This window comes from Shewanella sp. MBTL60-007 (genome assembly GCF_019654915.1).
Lineage (GTDB): Bacteria > Pseudomonadota > Gammaproteobacteria > Enterobacterales > Shewanellaceae > Shewanella.
The window spans coordinates 1-12,424 of record NZ_BPET01000010.1 but is presented as its reverse complement, the minus strand read 5'-3'; the positions used below and the strand labels follow the sequence as shown (position 1 = coordinate 12,424).

General features: G+C 46.0%; 12 protein-coding genes. 5 read left to right on the top strand and 7 right to left on the bottom strand.

The genetic code is table 11. The features are described from left to right. Nucleotides 1-2 precede the first annotated feature (2 nt). Nucleotides 3-716 (top strand): DUF998 domain-containing protein, encoded by a 714-nt coding sequence (locus K5Q92_RS05010; protein ID WP_220767960.1) that lies wholly within the window; start codon nt 3-5, stop codon nt 714-716. A gap of 11 nt (nt 717-727) precedes the next feature. Next, on the top strand, nt 728-1,462 hold the full coding sequence (locus tag K5Q92_RS05005) for an RNA pseudouridine synthase (RefSeq protein ID WP_220767959.1): 735 nt from the start codon (nt 728-730) through the stop codon (nt 1,460-1,462). A gap of 186 nt (nt 1,463-1,648) precedes the next feature. On the opposite strand, the gene K5Q92_RS05000 is transcribed toward K5Q92_RS05005, so the two are convergent. Next, nucleotides 1,649-3,805 (bottom strand): S46 family peptidase, encoded by a 2,157-nt coding sequence (locus K5Q92_RS05000; RefSeq protein ID WP_220767958.1) that lies wholly within the window; start codon nt 3,803-3,805, stop codon nt 1,649-1,651. A gap of 305 nt (nt 3,806-4,110) precedes the next feature. After that, nucleotides 4,111-5,310 (bottom strand): aromatic amino acid transport family protein, encoded by a 1,200-nt coding sequence (locus K5Q92_RS04995; RefSeq protein WP_220767957.1) that lies wholly within the window; start codon nt 5,308-5,310, stop codon nt 4,111-4,113. A 268-nt stretch (nt 5,311-5,578) separates the two neighbouring features. Here K5Q92_RS04995 and K5Q92_RS04990 point away from each other — a divergent pair, with 268 nt between their 5' ends. Further along, nucleotides 5,579-5,749, top strand: a complete 171-nt coding sequence (locus K5Q92_RS04990) for a hypothetical protein (RefSeq protein WP_220767956.1) — start codon at nt 5,579-5,581, stop codon at nt 5,747-5,749. Nucleotides 5,750-5,985: 236 nt separating this feature from the next. Further along, nucleotides 5,986-6,540, top strand: coding sequence for a TMEM165/GDT1 family protein (locus K5Q92_RS04985; protein WP_202720748.1), 555 nt, complete (start codon nt 5,986-5,988; stop codon nt 6,538-6,540). Between the two features lie 156 nt (nt 6,541-6,696). Here the strand turns inward: K5Q92_RS04985 and katB are convergent, their stop codons facing one another. The 5 genes from katB to K5Q92_RS04960 form a co-directional block, all read right to left on the bottom strand. Beyond that, nucleotides 6,697-8,160, bottom strand: coding sequence for a catalase KatB (gene katB, locus K5Q92_RS04980; RefSeq protein WP_220767955.1), 1,464 nt, complete (start codon nt 8,158-8,160; stop codon nt 6,697-6,699). A 312-nt stretch (nt 8,161-8,472) separates the two neighbouring features. Beyond that, a complete protein-coding gene (locus tag K5Q92_RS04975; RefSeq protein ID WP_220767954.1) occupies nt 8,473-8,721 on the bottom strand; it encodes a YgjV family protein in 249 nt (82 codons plus the stop codon). A 218-nt stretch (nt 8,722-8,939) separates the two neighbouring features. Further along, nucleotides 8,940-9,377 carry a PaaI family thioesterase gene (locus K5Q92_RS04970; protein ID WP_220767953.1) on the bottom strand — a complete coding sequence of 146 codons (438 nt, stop codon included), beginning with the start codon at nt 9,375-9,377 and terminating at the stop codon, nt 8,940-8,942. A gap of 366 nt (nt 9,378-9,743) precedes the next feature. After that, on the bottom strand, nt 9,744-10,457 hold the full coding sequence (gene deoD, locus K5Q92_RS04965) for a purine-nucleoside phosphorylase (protein ID WP_220768030.1): 714 nt from the start codon (nt 10,455-10,457) through the stop codon (nt 9,744-9,746). A 78-nt stretch (nt 10,458-10,535) separates the two neighbouring features. Further along, nucleotides 10,536-11,762: a NupC/NupG family nucleoside CNT transporter gene (locus K5Q92_RS04960; protein ID WP_220767952.1), complete on the bottom strand. Its 1,227-nt coding sequence runs from the start codon at nt 11,760-11,762 to the stop codon at nt 10,536-10,538. On the opposite strand from K5Q92_RS04960, the gene K5Q92_RS04955 reads away from it, so the two are divergent. Beyond that, entirely contained in the window at nt 11,734-12,015 is a 282-nt protein-coding gene (locus K5Q92_RS04955) for a hypothetical protein (RefSeq protein WP_220767951.1), read from the top strand. The genes K5Q92_RS04960 and K5Q92_RS04955 overlap by 29 nt on opposite strands. The last annotated feature ends 409 nt before the right edge of the window (nt 12,016-12,424 follow it).

The following is a 12,424-nucleotide window of genomic DNA, read 5'->3' as shown; positions in this document are numbered from 1 at the left end:
ATATGGACGACAACATACAGCGCCAGTCAATGCAATACGATCTTCACCGTCTTGTGGTGCTCAGTATTTTCATTGGTGCGCTCATCGCCGCAGCCGGTGTTTTCTCCTCCGTCTGGTTTGAATATCAACACTCAGGCCTCAAAGTACTCAACACCCGCCCGGATCAACTCGGGGACTATACCTACACGCCCCTCGCCTTTGTCTATAACATCTCTTTAATGGTAGCGGGGCTGTGCATCATGCTATCCATGCTCGGTCTCTACCTGTTAAAGCTTGGTAACTTTAGCCATTACCTATCCGTTACTGGCGCATGGGTCGGTCTGGCGGTGATCTTAATGGGCATGTTTCCGATTAACTATATTGAGCTACATAGGTTCGTCTCCACCTGCTACCTAATCGGCACTGTGGTGATGTTTTTCCTTTGTATCAGCGACAAGTTCAACCATCACTCGATATGTAGCTGGCCAGTGTTCTTTTTCAGTATTTTAGGTTTTATTGCAGCATCGGTACTGATATTTCAGTTAAACTGGCGAATCTTGGATTTCCCCCCCTGTGAGAATCACAGTTATAAACAGCCCTATTGCTGGGTCGCGATCACCATGTGGCTGCTGACTAATATCATTATGCTGTGGTGTCTTTCGTTTGCATGGAATATCCGTAACATAGCCATTAAAAGCTATCTAGCTCTGTCACAAAGCTACTTAGCAGGTGATTAGTAATAGACCCCATGAGACTCGCAAAATACCTTGCCTTAACCGGCTGCTGTTCCCGCCGCGCCGCGACCCGTTTAATAAGGGATGGCCAAGTTCGTATCGATGATCGCTTAGCCAATCATGTTGACAGTGTAACCCTTATCGACACGCCTGAAGGAAAGCGCTGCATTGAGCAGATCTATGTTAACGATAAAGCCGTTCGCCCCGTCGAAGCCAAAGCCTATTGGTTATTTAATAAAGCCGTTGGCACCGACAGCCGACTGCTCGACCATCTTCCCAACAGCTTAATACACCTGTTGCCTGAGTCACCACGACTCTACCCCATCGGCCGCCTCGATAAAGACAGCCGTGGCTTACTGATCTTAACCAACGATGGCGAGCTGACCCACAAGCTGATGCACCCCGACTTTGGCCACGCTAAGACCTACCATGTGCAGCTCGACCGCGATTTCGATGATGTCTTTCTTACCAGCATGGCTGCAGGAGTGAGTTATAAAGATGTCACCACCTTGCCTTGTATCATGCAGCGTTTAGCTGCTGATAAGTATCAGATCACTTTAACTCAGGGGCTGAATCGCCAAATACGCCGTATGTCTCAGGCATTGGGGTTTAAAGTTATCGACCTTAAACGAGTATCGATTCAAAGTTTGCATCTTGGGGATTTACCTGAAGGGTCGATGCGCCCTTTATCTTCCGATGAGCTAACGGATTTGCTGGATTCTGTTGGCTCAGCTGAAAGTTCGAGTTAACCATTAAGCTTATTCTTACTCAGCTGCGCTTGATAAAAGTCGTGGCCTTGCCACATATCAGGCTACGCCTGATGCATTAGCTATATGGCGAAGCCACAACATAATCCACCAAAGATCAAAAAAGCCGAAACACTTTCATGTTTCGGCTTTTGCATCCAAAAGGCTACCTAATCATAGCCAATATGATTAATGAACAATTTCCATCTCTTCTAGCAGGTTATCGGCATTATCTAAGTACTTCATAACCCAAAGCATATAACGGCTATCCACTTGGATAGAACGGTTAGTCTGTGGATCGTAACCCCAGTCACCGATAATGCTCTCGTAAACACCATCAAATAGCAGACCCACAAGCTCGGCGCGGCCATTTAACGTAGGTGAACCTGAGTTGCCACCTGTGGTGTCGAGAGTCGACAAGAAGTTAACTGGCACTGAGTCCAATGACTTCACGTAGTAATCACCGTACTGCTTGTTCGCGATAAGCTCTAACTCTTTAGCTGGTGCATTAAACGGCTCAACACCTGTGTCTTTTGCCAAAATACCTTCAAGGCGAGTAAATGGCTCAGCGTAAAGGCCATCTTCTGGCGAGTAACCTTTCACATGACCCACTGTGACACGTAGGCTTGAGTTAGCATCGGCGTAAACAGGCTTACCGAGCTCGCGGTTATAGGCGATGATGGCATCCATATACATAGGACGTACCTTCATTAGCTCACCCGCTAACTGCTTCTTCTCTTTCTCACGCTTCATGTTTTCATCATAGGTCGCTACCGCGTACTGGATGAAGGGATCTTTTGACTTCTTGAACTCAGCAACAGACTTATCCATCCACGCTAGGCGCACTTCTTTGTCTGAAAGGCTTGTATTGGCATACATCTTATCAAGAGTCTTGTTGAGTTTTGCCGCATCAAGGTTGTTGGTGATGCCAAAGGCCTTATCAAAAGCGGGTAGACGTTGCTCTTGTGGCAGAGCAGCATAACGAATAAGTAGATCCGCTAGCATGGCTTTATCCACACTAGCCGCATAACGGCGCTCGATACGCTCCATACCTGAGGTAAAGCGCGTCATATCACGGTCTTGATAACCAGGCTCACGTTCCATATCTGGCAGCGCTTTTTCATTAGCTAAACGATACAAACGATTCGCCGTACTCATCATGGTGCTGTAACCCATGTAACCTAGCAGCAGATCACGCTCTTGACCTTGCTGGCTCTTGGCAATTAACTTATCAAGCTCGGCTAATACTTTGCCGTATTGCTGCTTACGCTTGCTGTCTGCGTTAATCCAGTTAGCCAGCTTTTGCTCTAGCGCCTTTCGATCATCAAGCATGGTTGATTTACCGTAAAACTCGATCATCGAGGTGAAGTTTTTAGCGTAGTTAGCTAAACCTGCAATTGAGCTTTCATACTTGATGCGCTCATCGCTACCCTCTGGTGCAGTTTCTTTAATGATCTCGATTAGGCGCTCACGCAAAATCTTGCCTTCTGGATACGCCCACTCAAACTGGTTTTCCACTTCGTTAGCGGTACGGTAACGGTTAGTGCGGCCAGGGTAGCCTGCCACCATGACGAAATCGCCTTCACTGACGCCTTTAGCGGATACTTTCAAGAAACTCTTCGGCTCAAAAGGTACGTTATCTTTACTAAAATCTGCTGGCTTGCCATCTTTCGATACATAGGCGCGGTAGAATGAGTAGTCGCCTGTGTGGCGTGGCCACATCCAGTTATCGACATCGCCGCCGTACTTACCCACGCTTGCCGCTGGGTTATATACGAGGCGCACATCGCGGATCTCTAGCTGCTTAACGAGATAATATTCCAGACCACCGTGGAAGCTATATACCTTACAACGGTAGCCGTCCTCTTTCTCACACTCGGCCACTAAGCCTTTCTCTTTTTGCTCTACGCCTTTGTAAAACGCATTACCGGTTTTGTCGTCAAGACCATCTTTGACCTTGTCAGTCACATCGACAACGCTTTCTGTCACGTATACGCGCGAGCCTGGGGTTGCTGGCAGTTCATCTGCAAATGTCTTAGCTAGGAAGCCGTCACGCAGCAGGTTGTTCTCTGGTGTCGAGTTGTATTGGATTGAGCCGTAAGCGCAGTGATGGTTAGTCACCACCAGCCCTTTTGGAGAAACGAACGATGCAGTACAGCCACCTAGGCTGATCACGGCATTCATTGGAAATTCAGTGAGTTTTGAAATCGAGTTAACATCGATCTCTAACCCTTTCGCCTTAAGTTCATCAGCCATAGCTGGCAGCTGATAAGGCTGCCACATACCTTCGTCAGCTACTGCGCCAAATGAGGTCGCGATAGCCGCTGTCAAAAGCCATTTTTTCATTTTATAAGTCCATTTTTTATTTATTAAAATTTTTGTTGATTGCTTGTCTCTCGATATTCAATTAATAGCGCTTGGCTTAGCCTAAACCAAGCAAAGTCTGCGCTATTCTTGGGCCGTAAAAAGCAAAAAAGCCGAGCCCAATATTTTCATATTCGTGCTCGACTTTATCATAATTGGCTGCATTGATAACAGCTTCTGAATTAATCTCTTACAAAGCTATTACCAAGTAGCTAAATTGCCTTACATCTGTCGACATAGAGAAGGCCTATACCACCTGATACCATCGTTTATTGCAGCCCAATAACTTACAGTGCAACCCAAAGCTGAGCCAAAATAATGGTTAAACCTGCAATAGCAGCTAAGCCCAGTGCCGCGTTGCCACCCGATACCTGATAACCACCTAGGTTTTGTTTACGCAGACCCAATGCCATAGCAATCGGTAGGAAGATAATCATCACAACCAGCGGGATCGCCGCAAAGCCTAACACTTTGAAGAAACCATCTGGATAGTAAAGCGCACAAAGTAGCGGTGGAATGAAGGTCAATAACCAAGTCTGTGCACGCCCTTTCCAGCTCTCTTTCGCGCGAGTCAGCTCGGCAACATAATCAAACAGGCTCATGGTTACGCCAAGGAACGAAGTTACCAGTGCTAGGTTGGCAAATAGATCGATGAAATGCTTCAAGATTGAAGACTCGGCAACACCTTGTAGTGCCGTCACAAGCAATGGCAGCGAACCATCAAACTCATGGACGGTTTTGCCGCCTAAGGTGCCTAGGGTCACCACTAACCAGAGGATATAACACACAAGCGGAATAGTTGAGCCGATAATCAATACCTTACGCAGCGACATAGCATCGCCGTCTAAGTAACGCACAATAGTCGCGATACAGACATGAAAACCGAAAGAGGTGAAGACGATTGGAATTGCAGCCAACCATAGATTTGTTAGATCACGCCCGTCGAGTAAGCCCTCTGTGGTATTTGTCATCATCATGCCCATATCGACCTCAGGCATTAAATAAGCGACAACAACAACCAGCAGTGCGATCATGGTGCTGAACAACACCCGTGAGACTTTATCGATCCAACCGACACCGACGGCAATAAAGCCACCAAAAATCGCCGTGAATAGTAAAACGGCATACTGGTTATCCATCTTCATGCCAACCAGTTCCATCTTAGACTCAAGCAGTGAAGAACCGCCCATTAGGTAGACCATGGTAAGTGCGAACAACAAGCTTAAGAATGAGCCGCCTTGAATAAGCTGGCCTAGCTTACCTAAAGTTTTCCCCGTGATGCTATGCAGGTTTAAGCCCACACCGACACGTAGGTTAATTTCAAGCATTAATAGGGAGGTATAAATAGATACGCCCCAGATAGCGATAAGTAAAAGCAGTGCGGGGATGGTACCTAATGAAGCAGTAGCCAGTGGTAATGCCAACATGCCACCACCAATTGCCGTGCCGGCAACAATGGCAATAGAGCCAAGTATTTTTGAGTTCACAAAATTGTCCTGTTAAATTTTATTTTTTATTTAGATAGGTCAGATTTAGAACGACTTTGAGGGAGAGGATTTTGCAAGCTAACAATATCATTAACAGCCCCCAATCGAATCTGGTCAAAATCAACCTTAGCGATTCCAATTGGCCCCAACGGCTAGTTAAATAATACGTGTATTCACCTTATCAACTTAGCCACTGAGGCTGGATAAATCGTGGAAAATACAGATTGAATTGCTTCATTACGGCTCTTTCTCTAAAAAATGACTGTGAGTGACATTAACAGCTGTATTCCCTGCTAGCAAGCCATCTAGAGCAGTTAAAATCAACTTAGCACGAGTTGGCAACATCAATGTAAAACTTAAGCAGCAGTTACATTACGTTTTGCTTGTTTTGCCGAAAAATTTGCGCGCCATCCTAGTCGGCGTTGATAAAAAAAAGTAAGTCGCTATAATGTCGCCTCCGCTTCAGGGGAGTAGCTATCGGTGCATGACTCAAGGATAACTTAAGTCTACTACCGAGTATGTATCAACATAATTGGCCTCATGCCATGGTACATACAGCCATTAATGCCATTCGCATTCAATGTGCCCAGCAAGACCTGAGCACCGCACCTCTTAATTTGGGGAAGAGTTGCTGTGCTTAGAGTTTGCTATTTGTCCCCATTATAGGATTGAACCTTGGAAGCTCTGCTCGCCTCTACACTTACCGTTGCCATCGCCGAAATCGGTGATAAGACTCAGCTATTAGCACTTATCTTAGCCGCTCGCTTTAAAAACAAGACCGCCATTATTCTCGGCATATTTCTGTCTACTTTAGTTAATCACTTTGCCGCCGCTTGGCTTGGTCAATGGGCCATATCATGGATCAGCCCCGAAATGGGACGCTACTTAGTTGCAGGTTCTTTCTTTGCCATCGCACTATGGGTATTAATTCCCGACAAAGTCGATGCCGAAGAAAGCCGCTTCTATGCTATGGGACCATTTATAGCCACCTTTATTCTATTCTTTATCGCCGAAATGGGCGATAAGACCCAAATTGCTACCGTGGTGCTATCGGCCAAATACGACGCCTTAGCCATGGTGGTGATGGGTACCACCTTGGGTATGCTAATTGCCAACGTTCCTGTGGTCATAGCTGGGCACTTTAGTGCAGAGAAGCTTCCTATGAGCTGGATCCATCGCGGCTGTGCCGTCCTTTTTGCACTGCTCGGTGTGGCGACCTTAGTTTTTTAAAGAAGGGTTCTAGGTTCTAGGTTCTAGGTTCTAGCACAAACAAAATACAAAAAGGCAAAACAGCATCCACTGTTTTGCCTTTAGCTTTTCAGATCTTAGCTCCTGCTTTTCCTAGGACCTAGAGCCTGCTTTCACCTAGAACCTTTCTTAGCCTGATTAACCCTTTAACGCTTCTTTTACTCGCAGACCGTAATCACTGTCTGCGGCGCTAAAGTGCTCAACCATCTTATTCTGAGTCGCTTCGCTCACTACACTTAGTGTGCTGACAATGTTAGCAACCAATCTCGCCTTCTCATCTTCAGGCAATAAGCGATATAGGTCGCCCGCTTGACTGAAATCATCTTGGTCATAACGGCTGTAGCGGTCCGCTTCACCATCTAAACGCAGCGGTGGCTCGGCAAACTGCGCCTGATCTTGCAGACCATCGTGACTGTTTGGGCCGTAGTTACGACTCGCATCACCACCTGTCTGACTGCCAGAGAATGGACACTGTGTTCCCGCCATCGCGCCGCCACGCTGATGATGATTCGCCGTTGTAGCATGAGGACAGTTAACCGGTAACTGATTGTAGTTAGCACCAATACGGTAACGCTGAGCATCCGCGTAGGCAAACAAGCGTGCTTGTAGCATCTTATCTGGCGATGCCCCCACACCTGGCACTAAGTTGCTTGGTGCTAACGCCACTTGCTCAACTTCTGCAAAGTAGTTATTAGGCATGCGATTTAGCTCAAGCTCACCAATTTCAATCAATGGGTAATCGGCGTGCGGCCATACCTTAGTCAGGTCAAACGGGTTGATATGGTAAGTATTGGCGTCTGCCTCAGGCATGATCTGCACTTTAACAGCCCACTTAGGGAAGTTACCGTCGGTGATAGCGGCAACCATGTCGCGCTGTGATGAGTCAGGATCGATACCTTTTAAAATATCTGCCTGCTCAGCCGTTAAGTTGGCGATGCCCTGCTTAGTCTTAAAGTGGAACTTAACCCAGAAACGCTCCCCTTTTGCATTCCAGAACGAAAAGGTGTGAGAGCCAAAGCCGTGCATCTGACGGTAGTTTGCAGGGATACCGCGATCAGACATTAATACAGTCACCTGATGCATTGCTTCAGGGTTTAGCGCCCAGAAGTCCCACATCGCATGGGGATCTTTAAGGTTTGTCTGTGGGTTACGCTTTTGCGTATGGATAAAGTCTGGAAACTTGATGCCATCACGCAGGAAGAAAGTCGGCGTGTTGTTACCCACGATATCGTGGTTACCCCGTGTGGTATAGAAACGCAAACCAAAACCGCGAGGGTCACGCTCAGCATCGGCTGACCCCATCTCACCACCCACAGTTGAGAAACGCACGAAGGTTTCAGTCTGCTTACCAACACCGCTGAAGTGATCGGCGATGGTGTAATCACTCATGTCACGAGTCAGCGTAAATGTGCCGTACACTCCAGTTCCTTTAGCATGGACGATACGCTCTGGAATACGCTCACGGTTAAAGTGAGCAAGCTTCTCGATAAGGTGCCAATCTTGAAGTAAAAGAGGCCCACGTTCACCCGCTGAAAGTGAATTTTGATCATCGCTGATTGGTGCGCCATTTTGTGCGGTAAGAACTCGGTTTTGCTGACTCATACATTACTCCTTAATCTTGGCGTGATTCCAGCCAAGTTTCGATTAAATCAAAAATAGTGGCCATGGCTTATCTCCTGCGTACAAACGCTATAACGGATTGGCCTTAAGTGTTGAGTTAATACTAGTCAGTAATTAATAATTTATAAAACGATTAAAGCAGATGACCCTAAACTAAAATTCAGATTAGAATAAATTAGGAAAATCGGTTGGGCAAAACGGATTCGGAAGATTGGTTAGATAGAATTGAAAAGTTGTGTAAGGCGGGAAAACAGCGACTGAGTATCACGGCTGCTCTCCCTATTGCTATTGCGCCTATGTTTGACTCTTTAATTTGGTTTCAGCCTTATAGAGTTTTACTAAGTAATAAGCATCGATAAGTACAATAAAAAAATTAACCAGCGCCACAGGAATCGCGTTGATAGCGAGTCCGTAGGCAACGAATAGTGCTGCTCCGACTAGGTTCCACCAACGTAATTTTTTGATGTTAGACATCATCAAAGATATTGCGACAACGACTGACGCTAGATATCCGACCCACTCCCATATTGTTGCGTTATCCATGCGCACTCCTAACTATCGATATTCGGCCTAAGTAGCACCTAAGCATAATAAAAGTGATGGAATAAGTATGAGCAAAAATTAGCCATTAAAACAGGCCTTAGCCAAATAAAATTACTCACACTTGCATGGAAGTTAATCGCTGGGAAATCGCACACTGGTAACGATTAACCGAGTCACTTTACGCCTTAACCACTGCGGCCGTCATAGAGGGCTAAACTTTAGCGCTTAACCACTGCGGCAGTCATGCGCGAGATACAGCACAGCTCACCAGCACTGTTATGGATAAGCACTTCCCAAACCGAGCTACGCTTTCCTAGGTGCACCGCTTTTGCCGTGGCGGTAAGTATACCGTTGCGGGAGGCTTTGAGGTGATTGGCGTTAATCTCTTGGCCGACACAGTAATAGTTTTCAAAATCGACCGCGAAATTAGCCGCGTAACTTGCAACGGTTTCTGCCAGTGCCACATTGGCACCGCCATGAACGATGCCGAGGGGGTTATGCACAGCGGGAGTAGCAGGCATAGTTGCCTTCATATAGTCATCACCAATCTCGGTAATGGTGATCCCAAGCGTCTGCATCAGGGTACCTTTACCATGCATACCCGCATCCATTTGCGCGCATACTTCAAGGGTTACAGGTTTAAACCAAATCGACATATTTAACTTCCACTCATGTTATTGTTGACAGTTATTGATTCTCAATATTGAGCACAGTCTACTTTGTCAGGCAAGATCTTGAAACAGCTAATAGAGCCAAGGGCATGAATTGACTCATAGCACTAACCTAATAATTCGATAACTTAAGATCGGTACAAGTTGGGCTTTATGCTAAAGAGGCCGTAAGGGGAAATCGATAGGGTAAAACAGAGATGGTCCGCGAGAATACTTAATATTTTTTGTCGATTACGCTAAAGAGCCGTCCAACTTAGTGTGCATAATCGCGGACCAGAGGGTAAAGAGATAAGCCGAACTATATTCTTTTTAAAGAGTCGCGCAGCCTATCTTGCCAAGCTTAATTCTTTATTAAAGAAGATCTTCAACAGCATCTAACGTGAGCTTGATCATGTCGTTCAGTGTCTGCTGACGCTCTTCTGCCGTTAGGTGCAGGCCTTGGCGAAGGTGATCGGTTACCGTCATCATCGCCAGTGCATTAGCACCAAACTCGGTTGCAACGCCGTAAAGGCCAGCCGCTTCCATCTCGACACCTAAGATGCCGTACTTTTCCATGAAGTCATAACGAGTCTCGTCTGCACAGTAGAACAAGTCTGAAGAGTACAAGTTACCTACATGGTAGCTAGCACCTAACTTTTCAGCCGAGTCAGCCGCACGCTTCAACAAATTAAAGTCGGCGATCATAGCAAAATCGGTGTTCGCAAAACGGGTTCTGTTTACCGCAGAGTCAGTGCTTGCACCCATTGCCATAACCACATCCATCAACTTGATCTTGTCGCTAACCGCGCCACAAGAACCGATACGAATGATGTTCTCAACACCGTACTCGGTGATGAGCTCTTTAGCGTAGATAGAGATAGATGGAATGCCCATACCTGAGCCCATCACAGAGATTTTCTTGCCTTTATATTCGCCGGTATAACCCAACATATTACGTACGTCGGTCACTAGCACGGCATTTTCTAAGAAGTTATCGGCAATGTATTTCGCTCTTAGTGGATCGCCTGGCATTAATACAGTTTTAGCAAATGCACCGTTTTCGGCATTGATATGTGGAGTCATGATACTTTCCTTACAAAAATAAGATGCTTGTTTGCGCTATAAACAAGCATCGTTTACTAAATATTGTTTTTTCTTAAATGCTTAGCCCGCTAAGCTATAGAGTAAACCCGCGATGGTACCACTCATTAAGTTCGCAAGAGCAGCGGCAATCAAGGCCTTCATACCTAGAGCACTTAAGTCATGGCGACGCTCAGGGCAAAGTGCCGCTAAACCACCGATTACCATGGCCAGTGAGCCGATGTTAGCAAAACCACACAGAGCAAAACTGATGATGATTTGAGTCTTTTCTGATAGCTGATCGGCCACTTTTAAGAAGTCGATGTAGGCGACGAACTCGTTAATCACCATCTTTTGACCGATAAATGATGCCGCTTGTGTCGCTTCACTCCAAGGTACACCCATCACCCACGCTAGTGGCGCTAGTAGGTAACCTAAGATAGCTTGCATGGTTAAGTCTTCAACACCAAACCAACCGCCAATGCCGCCTAGCATGCCGTTAACCATAGCGATAAGTGCTACAAAGGCTAACAACAGTGCCGATACAGAAAGCACTTGCTGCATACCCATTGCTGCACCGCCTGCGGCTGCATCGAGTACGTTGGCAGGCTTGTCTTCTACATCGTCCATCACTTTCTTGATGTCGTTTTGTGGCGTTTCTGTTTCAGGCCACATCAACTTAGCAAATAGCAGACCCGCTGGCGCTGTCATAAAGGCAGCAGTCAGTACATATTTAACGTCAACACCCATCTGGATATAACCAATCATGGTGCCACCGGCGACTGAAGCTAAACCACCTGTCATCACTGCAAATAACTCAGAACGAGTCATGTGCTTAACGAAAGGTCTCACCATAGAAGGTGCTTCGATTGGGCCAACAAAGATGTTTGCTGTTGCCGATAAAGATTCTGCACGGCTTGAGCCTAAAAGCTTAGATAATCCGCCACCAATTAATCCAATAACCAGCTGCATGATGCCAAGATAATAAAGTACGGCGATCAATGAGCTGATGAAGACCACAACAAACAGCACGTTAATCACAAAAATGAAGCCAACACCGAATTTAGCTAGGTCACCAAATAGGAATGCTAAACCTTCGTTGGCATAGCCGATAACGTGCATCACACCATTTGATGCACCATCAAGCACTGCCTGCCCAACAGGCACATACATAACAAAGGCACCAAAGGCGACTTGAAACGCCAGCGCACCCAGCACGGTTCTAGGGTTAATTGCTTTTCTATTTTCTGATAATGCAACCGCTAAGCCCATAAGACAAAGCATGCCGAACAAACTGATGAAAACTTCCATACATTTATTACCATTTAAATATCAATATGACGGCAGTGTATACAGACGGAATTTTGCTGCAAGGAAATTGCTCGAGTTTGGCGAAGATAAACGAAGGTTTTATCGGCTTGCACAACAAACCCAGAAAAAATGGGCGAAATACAAAGAAAAAATAATAAACAAAAAACAGAAAGACAACCGCGACCTTACAGAATACTCACCCGAACAGATGAATCTCAACATAAGGGCTAAAATTAAGGCAGCTTATAAATAATGATATTTGACTTTTGAACGCCAAAATTTAGATCGAATAACTACAAAACTGAAAGTTTACAACCTCAAAAATAACAAAAACTAGCCAAGTTAGGGCTTATCTCACAACTGAATGGGAACCAAGCTCAATCCTTTGCCCCATTATTAGCTGACAGAGCTTAAACCGAGATTAACACGTATATTAAAAGAAGGGTTCTAGAACGCTTCGCTTCGAGGACGGGCTGAAGCCCTGCTAGGAAAAGCAAAAGCCAAAAGCACCACGCTGTTATCTTTAGCTTTCCCGCTTTATCTTTTCCTAGAACCTGCTTTCCCTAGCACCTAGGACCTTCTATTGCTATAAAATCTAGATTCTAGAGCGCTTCGCGGCTAGAGCGGGCTGCGCCCTGCTAGGAAAAGCAAAAGCCAACAGC

Bases quoted from the DNA above. Each gene is read 5' to 3' on its own strand.
- K5Q92_RS04970 (WP_220767953.1), bottom strand. From the start codon at position 9,377: ATGTCGATTTGGTTTAAACCTGTAACCCTTGAAGTATGCGCGCAAATG.
- K5Q92_RS04960 (WP_220767952.1), bottom strand. From the start codon at position 11,762: ATGGAAGTTTTCATCAGTTTGTTCGGCATGCTTTGTCTTATGGGCTTA.
- K5Q92_RS04975 (WP_220767954.1), bottom strand. From the start codon at position 8,721: ATGGATAACGCAACAATATGGGAGTGGGTCGGATATCTAGCGTCAGTC.
- K5Q92_RS05005 (WP_220767959.1), top strand. From the start codon at position 728: ATGAGACTCGCAAAATACCTTGCCTTAACCGGCTGCTGTTCCCGCCGC.
- katB (WP_220767955.1), bottom strand. From the start codon at position 8,160: ATGAGTCAGCAAAACCGAGTTCTTACCGCACAAAATGGCGCACCAATC.
- K5Q92_RS05000 (WP_220767958.1), bottom strand. From the start codon at position 3,805: ATGAAAAAATGGCTTTTGACAGCGGCTATCGCGACCTCATTTGGCGCA.
- K5Q92_RS05010 (WP_220767960.1), top strand. From the start codon at position 3: ATGGACGACAACATACAGCGCCAGTCAATGCAATACGATCTTCACCGT.
- K5Q92_RS04955 (WP_220767951.1), top strand. From the start codon at position 11,734: ATGCCGAACAAACTGATGAAAACTTCCATACATTTATTACCATTTAAA.